This window comes from Mesorhizobium liriopis (assembly GCF_024053505.1).
GTDB classification, from domain to species: domain Bacteria; phylum Pseudomonadota; class Alphaproteobacteria; order Rhizobiales; family Rhizobiaceae; genus Mesorhizobium_B; species Mesorhizobium_B liriopis.
Genome location: NZ_JAMXQS010000004.1, coordinates 404,783 through 424,133 on the forward strand (window position 1 = coordinate 404,783; position 19,351 = coordinate 424,133).

Below are 19,351 nucleotides of genomic sequence, written 5' to 3' on the forward strand. Positions count from 1 at the left end.
CGCCGTTTCGCAAAGGGGTATCACTCCCGCGAGCGACGACCCTCGCGACCTCGCCGGCGCCCACCGCCTTCGCCGCCCTCGGCCAGAACCTTGCGCGGCGGAAGGTTGACCTCGGCGGAGAGTTTCGGAAACGGATCGGCCTTGTTGGGCAGCGCCATCGCATCAACGAAAAGCTGCTGAAAGTTGGGCTCGAGTGCGGTCTCGATTTTTTCGATGCGGCCAACCTCGCGCTCGATCTCGCGACGGTGATCGCGATTGAGCAGTGCCATCAGCGCGCCGGTGCCGGCGGCATTGCCGACGGCCTTCACTTCAGTCAATTCGCAATCCGGGATCAGCCCCAGCACCATCGCATATTTCGGGTCGATGAATGAGCCGAATGCACCCGCGAAGCGGATAGTATCCACGTGATCGACGCCCTGCTTTTCCATCAAAAGCTTCACACCGGCATAGAGAGCCGCCTTGGCGAGCTGGATGGCGCGGACATCGTTCTGGGTCACGGTGATCCGCGGGGCACCGTCATGCAGCAGATAGGAGAAAGTGCGTCCGTTCGGGATGATGCGCGAACTGCGTGTCGCAAGCGTGCCGTCAACCACGCCGTCTTCCGAGATGATCCCGGCCAAGTACATCTCGGCGACGACCTCGATGATGGCCGAGCCGCAAATGCCGGTGATGCCGACTGCTTCCACGTCCTTGCCGAAGTTCGGCTCGTCCGACCAGCTTTGCACGCCGATTACGCGAAAACGGGGCTCCAGCGTGTCCGGGTCGATGCGCACGCGCTCGATGGCGCCAGGAGCGGCGCGCTGGCCCGACGAGATCTCGGCGCCCTCGAAGGCCGGGCCCGTGGGTGAGGACGCGGCAACGACGCGTTTCGCGTCGCCCAGGACGATTTCTGCATTGGTGCCGACATCGACCAGCAGCATCATGCGGTCCTGCCTGTAGGGGCCTTCCGAGAGCGTCGCGCCGGCTGCATCCGCGCCGACATGGCCTGCGATGCAAGGCAGCATGTAAAGCCTCGCACCTTTCGAGACTTCGATGCCGATCTCATGCGCCCAGAACTGCATGGCGCCTGAGACGGCAAGCGCAAAGGGTGCCTGGCCCAGCTCTGTCGGATCGATGCCGAGAAAGAGGTGGTGCATGATCGGATTGCCTACGAAGACGCAGTCGAAGATGTCTTCGCGGGCGACCTCGCCTTCCGCACAAACCTTGCCGATGAGCGTATTCACGGCTTCACGCACGGCCTTGGTCATCGCCTCGCGCCCGTCGGGATTCATCATCACGTAGGAGACGCGGCTCATCAGATCCTCGCCGAAGCGGATCTGCGGGTTCGACGTGCCTGACGAGGCGACGATGCGGCCTGAGAGCAACGAGACGAGATGCATGGCGATGGTCGTCGAGCCGATATCGCAGGCGATGCCGTAAGCCTCGTTCTTCAGCCCCGGGTAGAGCGCGATAATGAAGGGCCGCGAGGTATCCATGTCGCGGTGGATGGCGGCGGTAACGCCCCAATTGCCCTTGCGAAGGATCGACTGGACCTGTGGGACAAGGTGAGGGGCGACCAGCAAGTCCTTCCAGCCCCAGTCCTTTTCGAGGACAACCTTGAGCCTGTCGAGATCACCGAGCGGCTTGTGCATGTCGGGCTCGTCCACCTCGACATAACAGAGCTGGACGGCACTGTTACGCTCGATCACACGATCGGTTGCCGCCTTGCGAACGACCTGCGCATTGATCACCGTATCCTGGGGCACATCCACCACGAGATCGCCCTGCACGGTCGCCGAGCAAGACAGTCGTCGGCCCTCGGGCAGGCCTCGCACACGCTCGTAGCGCTCTTCCTTCGGGCCTTTCGGGGAGATGTGGTCGAGGGTAGACGTGATGCCGTGCTTAGCGAACTGGCCGGTCTGAACCTCGACCTGACAGCGTCCACAAGTGGCGCGCCCGCCGCACACGGATTCGACATAAACGCCGAGCTGGCGGGCCGCATCAAGGATCGGCGTGCCAACCGGAAAGCGGCCGCGCTTGCCCGATGGCATGAAGAGGACCAGCGGGTCGGCAGGATTTTTGATCGGCGCGTTCAATTCAGTCTACTCTGCCGGGACTGCGGCCCTTCTGATCAATTGAGATCAGAAGGGCAAGAGAAGTTCAACCGCGCGCCATCCGTGCCTCGCGGCCACCGCGGCGACGCCCTGCCGGGGCCGCTCCTTCCGCACCCGGCGCGGTCACAGCGACCGGTGCCGGCGCGGCATGTTCGCCCGGCTTGTAATCCTTGTAGGTCTTGATCCAGGTCATGCAGTCCTTGTCGGTTCCCGCAAGCACGTTGGCGCCGCGCACGGCTTCCATCTCCTGCGGACGGCAAGGATTCATGATGGCTGAGGTCATGCCCGCGCCGATCACCATCGGAATGAAGGCCGCGTTGATGCCGTGGCGGTGCGGCAGGCCGAAGGAGATGTTGGACAGGCCGCAGGTGGTGTTGACCTTCAGCTCCTCACGAAGGCGACGCAGCAGCGCGAAGACCTGACGCCCGGCATCGCCCAGCGCTCCGATCGGCATGACCAGCGGATCTACCACTACGTCATGTGCCGGAATGCCGTAGTCGGCCGCGCGCTCCACGATCTTCTTGGCCACCGCGAAGCGCACGTCCGGATCCATCGAGATGCCGGTCTCGTCGTTCGAGATCGCTACCACCGGCACGTCGTATTTCTTGACGAGCGGCAGAATGGCTTCGAGCTTTTCTTCCTCACCCGTTACGGAATTCACCAGGGGACGGCCCTTGGCGACCTTGAGTGCGGCTTCAATGGCTGCCGTCACGGACGAGTCGATGGAAAGCGGCAGGTCAACGAGGCCCTGCACAATCTCCAATGTCTGCACCAGAAGCGCGGGCTCTGTCGCGTTGGGATCGACTGCAGTCACGCCCGCATTGACATCAAGCATGGTCGCACCGGCCGCTGCTTGTTCCAGCGCATCCTTGATCACCGTCTCGAAATTGCCTGCCACCATTTCGGCTGCGAGCTTCTTGCGACCTGTCGGGTTGATGCGTTCGCCGATCACGCAGAAGGGTTGATCGAAGCCGATGATGATCTCTCTGGTCGCGGAAGCGACGATCGTACGGGTCATGGAATGGTCGGGCCCTGTGCTCGGATACGGGATGAATCAGGCGCGCAATGCAGAAGGATATGCAGATGTCTTTATATCCCATGTCCCGCGTTCCACAAGCCACTCCGAAGATTTCTTGAGGCCGCCGAACGGGAAGACATGGATCTGCGCGATCGGGCTCGATGGGTTGCGCGCCGCATGCGTCTCGATCGGGCCGACAACTGCTTCCGGAGAGTGGCTGGTCGCCAAGGCTGTCAGCGACAGCGCGTTCCTCTTGAGGAACTGGATCGAATTGCCGACGCCGCAGAGCGCCGCATATTTGATCAGCGTCGTGATCTTGGCAGGGCCTGCCACGCCAAGATGAACCGGAAGCTCGATGCCTTGGGCGCGTAGCCCGTCCGACCATGCGATGAACTTGTCGGCGTCGAAGCCGAACTGAGTGACGATGCGAAGCGACACACCGGAAGCCTTGGCCCACTCCTGCTTGGCGCGGAGCGCTTCCACTGCGACCTGGGGCGTGAAATCCGGGCTTCCCTCCGGATGGCCTGCGATACCCATATGGGAGATGCCATGGCGCTCGAAGATGCCGGTTTGAAGCACTTCCATGGTCGACGCAAAGTCACCGGCCGGCTTCTCAAGCCCGCCGCCGATCACCAACACGTCCGTGACGCCGGCTTCCAGCGTTGCGCGCTTCACGCGGGCCTCAAGGACCGCCGCCGTCGTCAGGCGACGAGAAGCGAAGTGCGGCACGGGCTTATAGCCGAGGTCGGAAACGCGCCGTGCCGCAGCCGTCAAATCGTCCAGCGTGTCGGTCCCGATATCTGTGATGTAAACGCGCGTGCCGGACGGGAACAGACCGGGCAGGTCGGCGGATTCGATCGCCTGTTTGGGCGCGACTTCGATGGAGGCTGCAATGCTCACTGAAATTCCCCTTGATTCTTGTGTCACGCGGCTTCGCGCCCGCCAGCCTTTGCCAGCGCGACCAGGCGCTCGCGGCTGTAAGCTGCGTCAATGTCCGTCAGGGCCTTTTCGGCTTCTTGTTCGAGATCGTCGCCGACGCTGATCGGTTCGGCCTTGCGCCATTCTGCGAGATAGGCGTCGGTGTCGCCGGCGCCCGAGCGCATGGCGGCCATGTCGATGGCTTCGGTGAAGCGCAACGGCAGTTCGCGTTTGGCGTTCTGTCGGCCCTTACGCACGATCACCTGTGCAGGGATATCCCGCCAGTACACCACGACCAGATCGGCCATGCCTCGCTCCTCATTCGTTGCGCACGAGGATTGCCGTAACGCTGCGTAGCCCGCTTGTTGGGGCACGACGCGCGGGCTCTCAAAAACGACTCCGTTCGTGTCGCAAAAGGCAAAAGAGCGTGAGCTAGCCGAGCCAGCCCATCCATTCGAGGAAAAACTGCGATACGAAGCCCGCAGTGCCGACAACTGCCGCGATGATGCACAGCGCCGCGATGCCGACGGCGCTACCCAATGCCAACAGAATTCCGTCGCGTTCAGACAAGGCGAGGCCAAGCAGGAAGGTGCAGAAAGCGGGCATCCAGTTGCCGAGCGGGATGGGCAGCGTAACGGACGTCGCCATCACGAGCGCAACGGCGCCAATGACGCGGTCGCCCTGCTTGCGCCAGAAGGGCCAATAGCGCGGGCGGATGAGGCGCTCGACGCGCTCCATCCATGGCACGACCTTTGCCATCATGGTGCGGAACTGGTCCGCGGAGATCGCGCGCTTCGCGATCGTCTGCGGCAACCAGAGACGCTTGCTGCCCCAAAGCATCTGAGCCGATACGATCATCAGCGGCAGGCCAAGAACCGCCGAGGTGCCGGGTGGCAAGGGCAGCATGTTGACGGCCGCGAAAAACACCAGCAGCGCTGCGAAAGATCGGTCGCCTAATTCGTCGCGTATCGTGGCGACCGACACGTTGCCGGTCGCATTCTCGGCGATCTGCGTGAACAGCGCGGACAGACGGCGTGCGCGCCGACGCGGCGGAGCGCCGATCTCGCCACCCTCACTATCCGGCATAGCACCTCGCATTCCGATCCCTTCGCTGCGCAAGACCCGTGAGCCCTTTGCAGCCCAAGCCCGGCAATATTGTGATCGGACCGAGTTAAGTCCTGATGACGGAAGAAGTTCGTTCAGCGACGAAATTCGATGATGTCGAGTTTCGATTCGTAGAAAGGCGCAGGGAACTCGATGCGCCAGCTCAGCGGCCCGGAGCGGAAGGCATATCCGACCTGATCGCTTTCTCTGCCTCTGCCATAGGGCTTGGGCTTGTCCCCAGCGATATAGCCGCTGCCGAGAAAGATCATGCGCATCGGGCCGTCATCATAGAAACGGCCCGTCACCCGCTGCGAGCCGTTGAGCTTATCAAGCTTCCAGCCGGCGCCGTCATCGCTGACGCGGCACCTGAACCAGTCATAGGTGACAAGCACTGCGATGCTCGGAACCTTGGTGACACGGCACTGCCAGTTGCCGGAAAGGTCGAAGCCTTCGAAGCTTCGCTTGGGCAGGGTTGCAAGCGCGTCGAGGTGGGCACGTTGATCGGGATTGCCAGTCTTCCGCACCTCGTCGAAGGCTGTTCTGCGTGTCGCATCATATTTGCCGAGCCTCGCCTGATCGGGCGGCGTGATGAGTTTTTGAACAACGCCATCGGCGAAGGCAGGATCACTCGCAACCAAAAGCAGCGCAGCGCAGACCAACTTGCGTATCATGCGTGGGCCGTCACCTCATCTGCCGCATGTTTCAAGGCGCTCGTGAGATCGCCATAGCCCGTCGCCCTGCGTTCGTAAGCCAAGTTCAACAGCTTCGCCGCCCGTTCCGCTACCGCGTCTAAGGCTGGGTCGTCTGTTTGAGCGAGATAGACCAGCTTCTCGTAATGGCCGAAATAGTCCTTGGCCAGTTCGGGATAGCGGTCGAGACCGAGTGGCTTGATGAAGAAAGCTTCGAACTGTCGGCACAGAAAGTCGGTCATATAGAACGACGTCATATCGTCCTCACCCAAGGCTTCGAAACGGCCGAGCCCCTGGTAAAAGGCAAAGCAGTGCGGTCCCTGTATGCGACTGACCCCGAGGCGCTCGCAGACCCGATCCAATTCCCCGCCCGTTCCACAATCGCCATAACCGACGAGGATGCGTTCGAAGCCGTCCGCTCGTGCCTTCGCGACAGCGGCCTCTATCCCTGGCGCGATACGATCGGGGTGGAAATGAAAGTCGGCGGGCAGACAGGTGAGGTCGAGATGATCGAGCCCAGCCTGAGATTTCACGGCGAGCACTTCGCGGGCAATCATCCCGCAGGCGATGACGAGCAGGCGCTCCTTCGCATGAAAATCACGTTCGAGTGAGGAGTTGATGGAACGAGTGCGAGCGTCATCCGTTCCTTGCACGGAATTTTCCAAAGAGAGGGAAGCCCCGTCTATGAAGCTCAAAGTCCTTGCTCCGGTTGCCGTCGTTGCGATGGCCATTCTCGCCACCGGCTGCGCTAACACGATCCGTGGTGTCGGCCAGGATACGGCCAACACCGTCAACGCCACGCAGGGCGCGGGCAAGCGCGTGAGCAACGCCGCCGCGAACTAATCAGAGCCAGAAGTTAAGCAGTCAGCGGCCGCGTCTCAACCCGAGACGCGGCTGTTGTGTTTGCGCTTCATGAAATCCTTTGCCGTTTCCACGGCAACCGCTGCGTCGCGGCAATAGGCATCGGCGCCCACCGCCTTGCCGAACTCCTCGTTCAAAGGCGCACCGCCGACCAGCACGACGTAGTCGTCTCGGATGCCCTTTTCCTTCATCGTGTCGATCACGACCTTCATGTAAGGCATCGTCGTCGTCAGCAGGGCTGACATGCCGATGATGTCGGGCTCGTGCTCGGCGATGGCATCGAGATATTTCTCGACCGGGTTGTTGATGCCGAGATCGACTACGTCGAAACCGGCACCTTCCATCATCATGCCGACGAGGTTCTTGCCGATGTCGTGGATGTCGCCCTTGACCGTGCCGATCACCAGCTTGCCCTGCTTGGGCGCGCCAGTGGCGGCCAAGAGGGGGCGCAGGATCGACATGCCAGCCTTCATCGCGTTGGCAGAGAGAAGCACTTCCGGCACGAACAGGATGCCGTCGCGGAAATCCTCGCCTACGATGCGCATGCCTTCCACCAGAGCCTCGGTCAGGACCTCATACGGGGCCCAGCCGCGCTCGAGCAGGATATTGGTGCCTTCCTCGATCTCTTCCTTGAGACCGTCATAAAGGTCGTCGTGCATCTGCTGCACGAGTTCGTCATCCGGCAGTTCGGAAAGGATGATCTCGTCGTCGGCCATGATGTGCGGCTCCGATAGGGCACGGACGTCTCGGCGCCGTGCAGATTGACGATCACCTTCCTACCCTGACATAGCGAAAAATCCATAGTCGATTTGCGACTTGGCCCGCGAGGAAAGCGACCGGACGTTGCGTCCTTGGCTTGTCGATTTTGCGACAGGGCTTGGCGCTCCAAAGCCGTTTCGGTTTCAGAGCGGAACTAGAGTCCGTTCGAGATGCTTGGCCATTGATCAGGCTAGGCGCAGCAGTTGCAGGGAAACGTATCATGGATGATGCAGCACCGATCGCAGGCGAGGCAAGCGGTGGCGGCCGTCGCGGACGTGCGGATCGTGGCGGCGGCGCTGCGGCGCGCCGCGCTGCACGCACCGGAGGCGGACCCGGAACGCAACAGACATTCATCAAGCGTCAGATCAAGGTCTATGAGGTTCTCGATGAGGAAGGCCTCGCGCTGATCGAGAACAATGCCGACACCGTTCTCGAAGAGGTCGGCATCGAGTTTCGTGACGACCCGGAAGCCCTGGAACTCTGGAAGAATGCTGGCGCCGATGTAAAGGGTAGCCGCGTCCACTTCCCGCGCGGTTTGCCGCGCTCGCTTCTGAGGACCGCGCCGAGCCAGTTTATGCAACACGCGCGCAACCCCGAGCGCTCGGTGCAGATCGGCGGCAACGCCACCGTTTTCGCGCCGGTCTACGGCCCGCCCTTCGTGCGGGATCTCGACGGCAACCGGCGCTATGCGACCATCGAGGATTTCCGCAATTTCGTGAAGCTTGCCTATATGGCGCCTTCGATTCACCATTCGGGCGGCACGGTCTGCGAGCCGGTGGATGTGCCAGTGAACAAGCGGCACCTCGACATGGTGCATGCTCATATCAAGTATTCCGACAAGCCCTTCATGGGCTCGGTGACTGCGCCTGAACGCGCGCAGGACACCGTGGATATGTGCAAAATCCTTTTCGGTGAGGAGTTCATCCAGAACAACACGGTGCTGACTTCGCTGATCAACGCCAACTCGCCGATGGTTTTCGACGACACGATGCTCGGTGCGCTGAAAGTCTATGCGCGCAACAACCAGGCCTGCATCGTCACGCCGTTCATTCTGGCAGGCGCCATGAGCCCGGTGACGGTCGCCGGTACGCTGACGCAGGTTCTGGCCGAAGTGCTCGCGGGAGCAGCACTGACTCAGCTCGTGCGGCCAGGCGCGCCGGTGCTTTTCGGTACATTCGCCTCCTCGATCTCCATGCAGTCCGGCGCGCCCACTTTTGGCACGCCGGAACCATCGCTCGTTTCCTATGGCGCGGCCCAGCTCGCGCGGCGTCTCGGCTTGCCGTTCCGCACGGGTGGTTCGCTTTGCGCTTCCAAGATACCGGACGCGCAGGCAGCCTATGAAAGCGCCAATACGCTGAACTCGACGCTGCTCGCGGGCGCGAACTTCGTGCTGCATTCCGCGGGCTGGCTCGAAGGTGGTCTCGCGTCCTGCTACGAGAAATTCATGATGGACGTGGACCAGCTCGGCATGGCGCAGAAGCTGGCGCAGGGCGTGGACCTGTCCGAGAACGGACAGGCTATGGACGCTATCCGGCAGGTCGGACCGGGAAGTCACTTCCTCGGCTGCGATCACACACAGGCCAATTTCCAGACCGCCTTCTACCGCTCGACCGTTGCCGACAACAATTCCTTCGAGCAGTGGGAAGCGGAGGGACGCAAGACCGCGCCCCAGCGCGCCAATGAGCTCGCCCGCCGCTGGCTTGAAACCTATGAGGCACCGCCACTTGATCCGGGCATAGAAGACGGCATCAACGACTTCATTGCCAAGAAAAAGGAGTCGATGCCCGACGCCTTCACTTGAAAGGAGCCCGATTCAGGCCGGGCTAAAGTGGCCGACATCATCCACAAGGAAGTCTGGCGAACTGCCTTCGCCGGGCCGCGTTGACCGTACATTCCGGTGGTAGGCTAGGAGGGCGCCGGGGAGGCCGGTACGATAGTTCGTGGCGGGTGGTTTGGAGATCCAGAGGGCGTTGACTGACGTGGCGGCGATCGAACGCCAACTCGCTGTGCAGGGCCTGCTCCTGCGCGGCGGCTTCGACTTCGATCGACACGAAACCGCGCCTCCCGCTCTCTCAGGCAAACCCGCCCGCGCGGTCTTGCTGGTCGGAAACAGCGGCGGAGCGTTTTGGCCGCATTTCGATGCTTGGCGAGCCGAACAGCCCACGAATCTTGCCGATCCACTGGATACGTGGTCGCGACTGGTGATCGGTGCGGTGGCGGAAGCGATCAGCGTTCGCGCGGTGTCGCCTTCGGATCGGCCCTTTCTGCCCTTTCAGCAATGGGCGATGCGCGCTGAAGGGCTACGGCCTTCGCCGCTCGGCCTTCTCATGCATCCCGATTTCGGATTATGGCACGCTTATCGTGGCGCGCTTCTTTTCGACCATCCACTCGGGCTTCCGGCAGCACCGGCCACTGAGCATCTGTGCGACAGCTGCGTCACGCAGCCCTGTCGGAAGGCCTGCCCGGTGCACGCGCATGATGGAGCCAAATTCCGGTATAATGAATGTCTGGGTTTCCTGCGTTCGTCCTCAAGCGATCACTGCATGAGGGGTGGGTGCCTCGACCGCAACGCGTGCCCTTACGGCCTTGCATATCGCTATCCGCTCCCGATGCAGGCGTTCCTGATGGCCGCCTTTGCGCGCTGAGGCGCGCGGGAACAGTGCACAACATCGTTCGTTCTCCGCCCCTCTCATATGTTGCCGCTGCACGTCATGCAGCTATCTTTAGATGAGGGAATTATTGGAGGATTGAGTTCATGGCCGACATCGCAACGCAAACCGCGCGACCGGCCGAGCAACCAAGCCTGCATCGCGTGATGGGCCCCTGGTTGCTGCTACTTTTCATCGTGGGCGACATCCTCGGCACAGGCATCTACGCACTGACAGGGCAGGTGGCGAAGCAGGTGGGCGGCGTTGTCTGGTTACCCTTCCTCGTCGCCTTCGCCGTCGCACTGGTCACGGCGTTCAGCTATCTCGAACTCGTCACGAAATATCCGCGTGCAGCGGGCGCCGCGCTCTATACGCATAAAGCCTTCGGCATCCATTTCATCACCTTTATCGTGGCCTTCGCCGTGATGAGTTCCGGCATCACGTCCGCTTCGACGGCATCCCGTGCCTTCGCCGCGAACTTCTCGAGTGCATTCGGCCTTGGGCTGGAGGGCGGCATCGGCATCACGCTGCTCGGCCTCGCCTTCATGGCTGTCGTCGCGATCGTGAACTTCCGAGGCGTCGGCGAAAGCGTGAAGGCGAATGTCGTGCTGACCTGCGTCGAGCTGACGGGTTTGCTCATCATCATCGTCATCGGCTTCTGGGCGATCGGTTCGGGACAAGGCGATGTGTCGCGCATCACGCAGTTTCCAACGACGAGCGACGGTGGCTTCTTCTGGCCGGTGATCGCAGCCACCACGCTCGCCTTTTTCGCCATGGTCGGCTTCGAAGATTCGGTGAACATGGCCGAAGAGTGCAAAGAGCCGTCCCGCATTTTTCCGAAGGTGCTACTCGGCGGCCTGATCATTACCGGCATCATCTATGTGCTGGTCTCGATTTCAGCTGTGACGCTGGTGGCGCCCGATCAATTGGGGGAGGGCGAGACGCCGCTTTTGAAAGTGGTGCAGGCCGGCGCGCCCGGCTTTCCGATCGGCATCTTTGCCTTCATCACCATGTTCGCCGTCGCCAACAGCGCGCTCATCAACATGCTGATGGCGAGCCGTCTGGTTTACGGCATGGCGCGCGAGCACGTGCTGCCGCGAGTGCTCGGGCAGGTTCATGCCAGCCGGCGCACGCCATACATCGCCATCATCTTCACGACCCTGCTTGCGTTCGGTTTGATCTCGTTTGTTGGCGCGGTCCCGGCGCTCGGCGGCACCACCGCCTTGCTGCTGCTTTGCGTCTTCACGATCGTCAACATCGCCGTGCTCGTGCTTCGCCGCGACAAGGTCGAGCATCAACACTTCAAGACGCCGACCTTTCTACCGGTCGTCGGCGCGCTTTCCTGCGCATTCCTGGTAGGGCCGTGGACCGGCCGCGACCCCGTCCAGTACATGATCGCGGGCGTGCTTCTGGCGATTGGTGTCGTATTGTGGATCGTAACGGTGATGGTCAATCGCGCAGCCGGCGTTCCGACTGCCTCCGAGCTTCAACCCGTAGGCGGCGTCGGTCCAGTCAATTGAGGGAGGCGAGAAAACGCGGATGACCGGCCCCGACATCTTTGACCTCGATCGCTTCGTCACAGCTCAAGACGAGGTATTCGAGCAGGTGATGGAAGAACTGCGAGCAGGTGAGAAGCGAAGTCACTGGATGTGGTTCATCTTTCCGCAATTCATCGGGCTCGGGCAAAGCCCGATGTCACGACGATACGCCATCCGCTCGACGGGTGAGGCGGCGGCTTATCTGGAACATGGCACCTTGGGCGCACGCTATAGAGAGGCCGTCGAGGCGCTTTTGCAGCACCAGGGCCGCTCTGCGCATGATATTTTCGGCAGCCCGGACGACTTGAAGCTGCATTCGTCCCTAACGCTTTTTTCTAGCGTCGCTCCCGACGATGGGCTTTTTCAGGGGGCACTCCTGCGTTTCTTCCGTGGCGCACGAGATTTGTCCACAGTCCGCCTCATCGGCGGGCCAGCTTAGGTGCATCCATTCAGGCCTGCACGCGTTGTGGCGGGCTTTCGGAATTCAACAAGGAGAAGACTCATGGCCGATGCCAGCGCAATCAAGGAACATATGGAAGTGATCGGCGCCGACGGCGTTCACGTTGGTACTGTGGACCGCGTGCAGGACGGCCGCATCAAGCTGACGAAGAAAGACAGCGGCGAAGGTTCGCATGAGGGTCACCACCACTTCATCTCGCTGGGCTTGGTGGCTGACGTTGAGGGCGACAAGGTGCGCCTTTCCGCGAACGGCGATGTGGCAGCTGAGCAGTTCGAGGAAGAAGAAGACGGCAAATAAGCCGAAATTCACTTCCGCGCTTCAACGGCCTCCCCTTGGGGAGGCCGTTTTGCTTTCGACTAGTCAGACCTGAACGTCGGAGGGCCAGAGCGCCGTTCGTCCGGATGGTCTAGATCGAACGGAAGTAGCGCTGCTGCTGGGCTCGGCACAAACTGGTTACACGACTCAGCCAACCATCGGAGTCATCGAATACGTCACAAAGCAAGCGCCGGTGTTTGTGGTTTTCAACCGGCCGCTCCTCGTTCTTGGCGCGACGTCCCGGCGCGAGAGACGGAGATGCTTGGTGGCGCAATGGCGAACCGCTTGCGGGGTGGCAAGGCGGTGCGCCTATCGGGACGAATAAGTGGGCCGGCAGGGATCGGGGGTTCCCTGCCGGCCACTTCTTTTCAGGCGAACGAATGCCCTCAGCGAACGGATGGTCAGCTGCGCGCGCGACGGCGTTCCCGTCGTCCACCTTCAGATGCTTCCTCGTTGGAAGCGAGCTTGTTTCGCATCGGGCCGATGCGTTCGACGATCGTCTCGACGGTCGGACGTTGGGCTTTCTGGTGTGCGTCCAATGCCTGCCGCATGGCCGCCAGATGGACAAAGGACGTGCCGCAGCATCCGCCGACGATCTTGGCGCCGCCATCGACCGCTAGTCGCACATAGTCGGCCATCAGTTCAGGCGTCCCGGAATAATGGATTTCGGTGCCGCGAAATTCGGGAATGCCGCAATTGCCCTTCACGATCACGGCGGCATCCGGTCTGGCCGCTGTCATATCGAGCAGAGAGGCGAGGATGTCCGAGGCGCCGACGCCGCAATTGGCACCCACAGCGACCGGTTTTTCCGACAGGCTTTCACCAACGCCATGAATGTCGGCCGGCAGAAGGCCCATCATGGTGCGGCCGGCCGTGTCAAAGGAACCGGTATAGGTGTAGGGCAGGCCGACCTTGATCGCAGCTTCGGCCGCTGCCTTGATTTCCTCGGGGGCGGACATCGTCTCGATCCACGCGACTTCCGCGCCGCCGGCCTTCAAGCCTTCGATCTGTTCAGCAAAGGCTTCCACGGCTTCATCATAGGTGAGGGCGCCGAGCGGCTGCAAAAGCTCGCCAGTGGGGCCAACGGAGCCGGCGACGATCACCTTGCGATCCGCCTTGTCGGCAACGCCCCTCGCGATCTCAGCGGCGCGCTTATTCAGCTCGAAAACGCGATCCTGCGCATGGTGAAGCTTAAGGCGGTGGCGCGTGCCGCCGAATGAATTGGTGAGGATGATATCGGCGCCTGCGTCGACGAAGTTCTGATGGAGGTCCGTGATCTTCTCGGGCGCACTTTCGTTCCACAGCTCCGGCGCCTCGCCAGCCTCGAGACCTGCTGCGAAGAGATTCGTGCCGGTAGCGCCGTCGGCAAGGAGCACGCCCTTTTCGGCGATCAACGCATCGATTGGATTTTCCATGGCGGCACCTGTCTCAATAGCTTTGATAACGATATAAGCAAATCTTTATATGTGGTCAATCTGCGATCAGCATGCGCAGACCCCTCGCATGGGTGGCGACTTCATGAGCATTGATCTCGGCTGCACGGATGAGGTTGTCGAAATGGCGCGTCAAGGTCCGCACACTCTCCGTTGCGTTCAGCACGAGGTACATGTCGCCCACGTAAAGTGTCGCGCGTTGCGAGCCGAAGACCGTGTAGGGCGCAGAAAAGCGAGCCTTTCCATCATACAGATAAAGGCGCAGCGACGGATAAAGCTCATCGAGCAGCGCGGCCATATGATTGAGCTGGGCACGTCTGGCGCTCGGCGATAGGCCCGTCCAGATGCCGAGGCCACGCGCGAAAATTTCAAGCGTGTGGCGCGGCATGCAGACTTCCATGTCCGTGTCGGGCTGGCGCGAGCTCAAGAGCTTGCTTTGCGCATCGTCGCTCTGCGCCGTCGGACTGCGACATGAGATAGCGGACTCGTAATCGATGAGTGCGGGACTGCGGAGAAGGTCGGGAATCCCGGCAGGCACATAGCGAATTTTTGTTCCAGCCGCTTCCGCGTGCCATTTGCTGAGAAGCGCGCGGTCCGCCTCGTCGGGAGCCTGCTCGAGTTCGAGGCTTGGCCTGATTTCGCCCGTCAGACCTTCGTCCTGACTGAGTCCCAGAAGCCAATCGAGAGAAACTTTGTGCGCCTCGGCGATGGAAACCAGTGTTTCCGTGCGTGGGAGCCGGGTAACTGTGCCGGAAAGAAGTTGAGAGAGCGCGGAGCGGTCAACCCCGACTGCATGGGCGAAGGCTGAGCGACTGCCGCCGCTGCGCGCCACTAGAACGTTGAGCCGGTCGCGAAACGTGCCCGATAGATCGCGCTTATCCATCAAAATCTGTTCTTGAAACGAAACAATTGTTGCGAGTTGTCATCAGGTGATTTGATTGATGCCCAATGTCAACACTTCGTGCGCATTCTCTCGTTGGTTCTGCAATGAAAGCGTGAAATTTTCCGATCGTTAGTCGGATTTGCATTCGGGAAGTAACTCATGGGAGCGCGAAGGGCTTCGCACAAGGCGGTCGAGTGGCCAACGGCCTTTCTTATCGTGTCATGCTACGCACTGTGGGCCGGCACGCTTCTGGTGTGGATGAGCTACCCCGTGATCGCGATGCTGGTGCTTGGCGTTACGCTCGCAATGCAGTCGTCGTTGATGCACGAGGCGTCGCATGGGCACCCGACCCGCAAGGCTTGGCTCAATGAATTGCTCGTTGGTCTGCCGATCGGCTTGGCCTATCCCTATCGACGCTTCAAGACACTCCACCTGCGCCATCATGCCGACGAACGGCTGACCGATCCATTCGAGGACCCCGAGAGCTATTACCGGGCGCGCTGGCAGCATGAGAGACTACCCGGCTGGCTTCAGACCCTTCTTCGCGCAAACAACACGATGCTGGGTCGCTTCATCATCGGGCCGTGGCTCGGCACGGCCGGCTTCATCTCCGAGGACTGGCGCCTGCTTCGCTCGGGTGATCGCGCCGTGCGCAAAGCCTGGGCGCTCCATGTGTTCGGGCTTCTGGTGGTTCTGCCCTTCGTGACGCTGATCGCAGAAATGCCGCTATGGCTTTATGTGCTCGGGCCAGTCTGGCTCGGCCAATCGCTGATCTCGGTGAGGACCTTCGCGGAACACCAGTGGTCGGAACGCCCGGATGGACGCACGCTGATCGTGGAGCGTTCGCCCTTTGCCTTCTTGTTCCTCAACAACAACCTGCACCTCGTGCATCACAAGAACCCGACAGTGGCTTGGTATCGCTTGCCGACGCTCTTTCGTGAGCGGCGCGCTGAGTGGATCAGGATGAATGACGGCTATGTCTTTCCGAATTACTGGTCGCTCTTCCGCACCTTTGCGCTGAAGGCCAAGGAGCCGGTGGTGCATCCCTTCCTGCGCCGTATGCCGGAAGCGGGACGCGTGTTCCGGCCGCGCGTGCGCGCCAACAACGTGCATGGCCTCGGTACCATCGTCGTGCCCTCGCAACCGCCAAAGGACTGATTTTCATTGCAAGCCGGGGGGCTTGCGAAGAGAAGGGCGGCATGACCGAGCTCATTGCCGCCCTTCCTATGTATGACTGGCCGGAAGTTCGTGCTGAAACGGACACGTTTTGGGCCAACTTACGCGAAGTGCTCCGCGAACTTGGCGTCGATGCACCAGAAGAACTCGTGCGTTGCAACGGCGACCTGCCGGCTGTCGTGAAGGGCATCCATGACACGGCTGGCCGTCTCATCGCGCCTGATCCGGCCGAGCTTCCGCGAGATGACCTCGACCTTCCGACCCTGTGGCGGCATCCGGCTCTGCTTTTCGCGCAAACCTGCTGGGGTCCGATGGAGCAGGGGTTGGATCGTGAGGTCGTCGTGGTCGGCCAGCCCGACTATTCCCAATTCGAGGGCGGAGAGGGCCAATTCTATTCGAGCGCGATCATGATGCGAAGGGAGGAAGTGCGCACTCTGGAAACATCTGAGCTCCAAGACCTCATACCCGCTCTGCGTGGCAAACGCTTCGCCTTCAACGGGCTGGACTCGATGTCGGGCCTGATCGCCTTGGAGCGCGACCTCCAGTCGCTCGGGCAAGGCCCTGATCTGTTCGCCGAGCGCATCGAGACAGGCTCGCATCGTGCCTCGATCCGCGCTCTGGCCGAAAGCCGCGCGGATATCTGCACGGTCGACTGCCGCACATGGGATCTTGCGGAGCGCTTCGAGCCCATGGTGGAGGAATTGGCCGTCGTAGGCTGGACGGCAAAGCGAAAAGGCCTGCCGTTCATCGCCTCGCGCCATCTGCCAGAAGCGACAATTCAGGCCGTGCGCGAGGCGGTCTCATCGGTCGCCCGAACCACAGCCGCGCGATCGACCTTACGCTTGGCCTAGTTTCAGCCGCGCATCCTCTCGCCCGTCGGGTCGAACAGCGGCTCGACATTGATGCGCGCCGGGCGGCGCTGGCCGAGAATTTCGATCTCGAACAGGTGCTCGGTTTCGTCATCGGCCAATGCTGCCGGTACATAGCCTTGTGCGAGCGATTTGCCGACATAGTGCGCGTAGCCGCCTGAGGTGACCCAGCCTACCACGCTCCACTCACCATCATGAATGCCCAGCACGGCCGATGCATCGCCATTCGTTTCCGCTGAATTCGACGTGCCACCCTTGGGGATCTCGGTGCCGGTGCCATCGAAACGCGGTGCGCCGAAGCCATGAGGCTCGGAAACGGTGCCGTAGGCCGTGCCGTTGACCCGCGCCCAGATTGGTTCGTCACCCATCACATCGGCATCGGTCGCTTCCACGACCATCGAGACGCGGCGCAGCTTGGGACCGTCCGCCTTTTCGCGCGCGGCGGCTTCGCGACCGATGAAGTCATTCTTTTCGAGTTTGACGAAGCGGTCCATGCCCCCTTCGAAAGGCCCATAGATCGGGCGGAGCTCGCGATACCAAGTTGGAAAATTTTTCTCCAAACGCATGGAGAGAAGCGCGCGCATGCCGAAAACGACGATGCCGAACTCCTCACCTGCTTCCTTGATGGCATCGTAGACCAGCCGCTGATAAGCGGGAGCCATCCAGATTTCGTAGCCGAGATCGCCCGTATAGGTCACGCGGTTGACCATGCATGGCGCTCCGCCGACGGCCAATTCGCGAAAATCCATGAAGCGGAAGGCGGACGTGGAAACATCCACATCCACCAGTTTCTGCAACAAGGCCTGTGCTCTGGGGCCGGCGATGGACAGTCCGACCAGCGTCTGGTCGAAACGATGGATGCGAACAAAGCCGTCCTTCGGCAGGTGCTGCTCGAACCAGCGCATGTGATACTTTTGCGCGGCCGACGAGCCCCAGATCATGAAGCGGTCTTCGCCGGCCTTGGCGATGGTGAAATCACCGATCAGCTTGCCGAACTCGTTCAGCATGGGCGAAAGCACGATGCGGCCGGTCTTGGGCATCCGGTTGGTCATCAGGCGGTTAAGGAAGTCTTCCGCACCGGCGCCGGTCACCTCGTATTTGGCGAAGTTGGCGATCTCGGTAACGCCCACCCGCTCACGCACCGCGCGAACTTCCGTGCCCACATGCTCGAAATCGTTGGAGCGCCGGTACGATACGACGTCCTTCGGATCGCTGCCTTCCGGAGCGAACCAGAGCGGCGTTTCGAGACCCCAGCTATCGCCCATCACAGCTTTCTGCTTGAGCATCAAGTCGTAGAGCGGCGTCGTCTGCGCGGGGCGTGCGGCGGGCAGCTCTTCATTCGGGAAACGGATCGAGAAGCGGCGGGAGTAGTTCTCACGCACCTTCGCATTGGTGTAGCGAAGCGTCGCCCATTCGCCAAAGCGCGCGACATCCATGCCCCAGACATCCGCACCGGGATCGCCATTGACCATCCATTGCGACAAAGCGAGACCAACACCGCCGCCTTGGCTGAATCCAGCCATCACGGCACAGGCGACCCAGAAATTGGTCAGGCCCTGAACCGGGCCGACCAGCGGGTTGCCGTCGGGCGCGAAGGTAAAGGGACCGTTGACGATCTGCTTGATGCCGGCGGTCTCGATACCGGGAAAGTGGCGGAAGCCGACTTCGAGGGAAGGCGCGATGCGGTCGATATCTGGCTGCAGCAATTCGTGGCCGAAATCCCACGGCGTACTGACCGGCGACCACGGCTTGCAAGCCTTTTCATAGGTGCCGAGCAGAACGCCGTTGCGCTCTTGGCGAGTGTAGATCTCGCCCTTGAAATCCATCACGCCGATCATTTCGCGGCCGGTAGATTTATTGAATTCCATCACCTCCGGAATGTCCTCGGTGAGCAGATACATGTGCTCCATCGCAAGCAGCGGCAGCTCGACGCCGACCATGCGCCCGACCTCGCGCGCCCAGAGGCCGCCACAATTCACCACGTGCTCGGCCTTAACCGTGCCTTTCTCGGTGACGACGTTCCACGTGCCGTCCGTTTCCTGCGTGAGTTCGATCACACGGTTGCGCAGCACGATCTCCGCACCAAGCTTCTGCGCGGCCTTTGCATAGGCATGCGTGGTGCCGGAAGGGTCGAGGTGACCTTCCACTGGATCCCACATCGCCCCGACGAAGTTCTTCTCGTCCATCAGCGGAAACATCGCCTTCACTTCGGACGGCGTGATCAGCTCTGTTTCCATGCCGAGATAGCGACCCTTGGCATGCGCAAGGCGGAGAAAATCCATCCGCTCGGGACTATCTGCCACCATCGCGCCGCCAGTCAGATGCAGACCGCAGGATTGACCGGAAAGCTCCTCCAGCTCCTTGTAGAGGCTGACTGTGTAGGCTTGCAGTTTGGCGACGTTCGGATCGCCGTTGAGCGTGTGGAAGCCGCCTGCGGCATGCCAGGACGAGCCCGAAGTCAGCTCCGAGCGCTCGATCAGCAGCACATCCTTCCAACCCGCTTTGGCAAGGTGGAACAGAACGGAGCAGCCAACGACACCGCCTCCGATGACGACCGCTTTTGCGTGGGATTTCATGCGATTAGTTC

Annotated in this window: 19 protein-coding genes; 8 read left to right on the forward strand and 11 right to left on the reverse strand. The window is 61.4% G+C overall.

Features of this window, described 5'->3' with window-relative positions:
- Positions 1-20: 20 nt before the first annotated feature.
- The 7 genes from NGM99_RS09805 to NGM99_RS09835 all read right to left on the reverse strand — a co-directional run bounded on the left by NGM99_RS09805 (position 21) and on the right by NGM99_RS09835 (position 6,442).
- Positions 21-2,030, reverse strand: a complete 2,010-nt coding sequence (locus NGM99_RS09805) for an ASKHA domain-containing protein (RefSeq protein WP_252818480.1) — start codon at positions 2,028-2,030, stop codon at positions 21-23.
- A 109-nt stretch (positions 2,031-2,139) separates the two neighbouring features.
- Entirely contained in the window at positions 2,140-3,111 is a 972-nt protein-coding gene (locus NGM99_RS09810; protein ID WP_252818380.1) for a methyltetrahydrofolate cobalamin methyltransferase, read from the reverse strand.
- A gap of 36 nt (positions 3,112-3,147) precedes the next feature.
- On the reverse strand, positions 3,148-4,011 hold the full coding sequence (locus tag NGM99_RS09815) for a methylenetetrahydrofolate reductase (RefSeq protein WP_353937397.1): 864 nt from the start codon (positions 4,009-4,011) through the stop codon (positions 3,148-3,150).
- Between the two features lie 23 nt (positions 4,012-4,034).
- Positions 4,035-4,337 carry a virulence factor gene (locus NGM99_RS09820; protein WP_252818383.1) on the reverse strand — a complete coding sequence of 101 codons (303 nt, stop codon included), beginning with the start codon at positions 4,335-4,337 and terminating at the stop codon, positions 4,035-4,037.
- Positions 4,338-4,461: 124 nt separating this feature from the next.
- Positions 4,462-5,115 carry an exopolysaccharide biosynthesis protein gene (locus NGM99_RS09825; RefSeq protein ID WP_252818385.1) on the reverse strand — a complete coding sequence of 218 codons (654 nt, stop codon included), beginning with the start codon at positions 5,113-5,115 and terminating at the stop codon, positions 4,462-4,464.
- Between the two features lie 113 nt (positions 5,116-5,228).
- Positions 5,229-5,804, reverse strand: coding sequence for a DUF4893 domain-containing protein (locus NGM99_RS09830; protein ID WP_252818387.1), 576 nt, complete (start codon positions 5,802-5,804; stop codon positions 5,229-5,231).
- Positions 5,801-6,442: a DUF1638 domain-containing protein gene (locus NGM99_RS09835; protein ID WP_252818487.1), complete on the reverse strand. Its 642-nt coding sequence runs from the start codon at positions 6,440-6,442 to the stop codon at positions 5,801-5,803. The genes NGM99_RS09830 and NGM99_RS09835 overlap by 4 nt, the downstream gene beginning before the upstream one ends.
- A 64-nt stretch (positions 6,443-6,506) precedes the next feature.
- Between NGM99_RS09835 and NGM99_RS09840 the strand changes: the two genes are divergently transcribed.
- On the forward strand, positions 6,507-6,665 hold the full coding sequence (locus tag NGM99_RS09840) for an entericidin domain-containing protein (RefSeq protein ID WP_252818388.1): 159 nt from the start codon (positions 6,507-6,509) through the stop codon (positions 6,663-6,665).
- A gap of 35 nt (positions 6,666-6,700) precedes the next feature.
- On the opposite strand, the gene NGM99_RS09845 is transcribed toward NGM99_RS09840, so the two are convergent.
- On the reverse strand, positions 6,701-7,399 hold the full coding sequence (locus NGM99_RS09845) for a corrinoid protein (RefSeq protein ID WP_252818390.1): 699 nt from the start codon (positions 7,397-7,399) through the stop codon (positions 6,701-6,703).
- A gap of 263 nt (positions 7,400-7,662) precedes the next feature.
- On the opposite strand from NGM99_RS09845, the gene NGM99_RS09850 reads away from it, so the two are divergent.
- The 5 genes from NGM99_RS09850 to NGM99_RS09870 all read left to right on the forward strand — a co-directional run bounded on the left by NGM99_RS09850 (position 7,663) and on the right by NGM99_RS09870 (position 12,385).
- Complete coding sequence (locus NGM99_RS09850) at positions 7,663-9,243, forward strand: trimethylamine methyltransferase family protein (protein WP_252818391.1); 1,581 nt, start codon at positions 7,663-7,665, stop codon at positions 9,241-9,243.
- 178 nt (positions 9,244-9,421) lie between these two features.
- On the forward strand, positions 9,422-10,087 hold the full coding sequence (locus NGM99_RS09855) for a hypothetical protein (protein ID WP_252818394.1): 666 nt from the start codon (positions 9,422-9,424) through the stop codon (positions 10,085-10,087).
- 110 nt (positions 10,088-10,197) lie between these two features.
- A complete protein-coding gene (locus tag NGM99_RS09860; protein WP_252818396.1) occupies positions 10,198-11,610 on the forward strand; it encodes an APC family permease in 1,413 nt (470 codons plus the stop codon).
- Positions 11,611-11,629: 19 nt separating this feature from the next.
- Positions 11,630-12,067, forward strand: coding sequence for a DUF1810 domain-containing protein (locus NGM99_RS09865; protein ID WP_252818398.1), 438 nt, complete (start codon positions 11,630-11,632; stop codon positions 12,065-12,067).
- Positions 12,068-12,130: 63 nt separating this feature from the next.
- The gene (locus NGM99_RS09870) at positions 12,131-12,385 is read left to right on the forward strand and encodes a DUF2171 domain-containing protein (RefSeq protein ID WP_252818400.1); all 255 of its coding nucleotides are present in this window, start codon (positions 12,131-12,133) and stop codon (positions 12,383-12,385) included.
- A gap of 419 nt (positions 12,386-12,804) precedes the next feature.
- Here the strand turns inward: NGM99_RS09870 and bmt are convergent, their stop codons facing one another.
- Positions 12,805-13,818 (reverse strand): betaine--homocysteine S-methyltransferase, encoded by a 1,014-nt coding sequence (bmt, locus tag NGM99_RS09875; protein WP_252818402.1) that lies wholly within the window; start codon positions 13,816-13,818, stop codon positions 12,805-12,807.
- Positions 13,819-13,873: 55 nt separating this feature from the next.
- Positions 13,874-14,719, reverse strand: coding sequence for a helix-turn-helix domain-containing protein (locus NGM99_RS09880; RefSeq protein WP_252818403.1), 846 nt, complete (start codon positions 14,717-14,719; stop codon positions 13,874-13,876).
- Positions 14,720-14,878: 159 nt separating this feature from the next.
- Here NGM99_RS09880 and NGM99_RS09885 point away from each other — a divergent pair, with 159 nt between their 5' ends.
- Together NGM99_RS09885 and NGM99_RS09890 are read left to right on the forward strand one after the other, a co-directional pair.
- Entirely contained in the window at positions 14,879-15,877 is a 999-nt protein-coding gene (locus NGM99_RS09885; protein ID WP_252818405.1) for a fatty acid desaturase, read from the forward strand.
- Positions 15,878-15,918: 41 nt separating this feature from the next.
- A complete protein-coding gene (locus NGM99_RS09890; RefSeq protein ID WP_252818407.1) occupies positions 15,919-16,746 on the forward strand; it encodes a phosphate/phosphite/phosphonate ABC transporter substrate-binding protein in 828 nt (275 codons plus the stop codon).
- A 2-nt stretch (positions 16,747-16,748) separates the two neighbouring features.
- Here NGM99_RS09890 and NGM99_RS09895 read toward each other — a convergent pair whose 3' ends face one another.
- Positions 16,749-19,340, reverse strand: a complete 2,592-nt coding sequence (locus tag NGM99_RS09895; RefSeq protein ID WP_252818409.1) for a GcvT family protein — start codon at positions 19,338-19,340, stop codon at positions 16,749-16,751.
- Between the last annotated feature and the right edge of the window lie 11 nt (positions 19,341-19,351).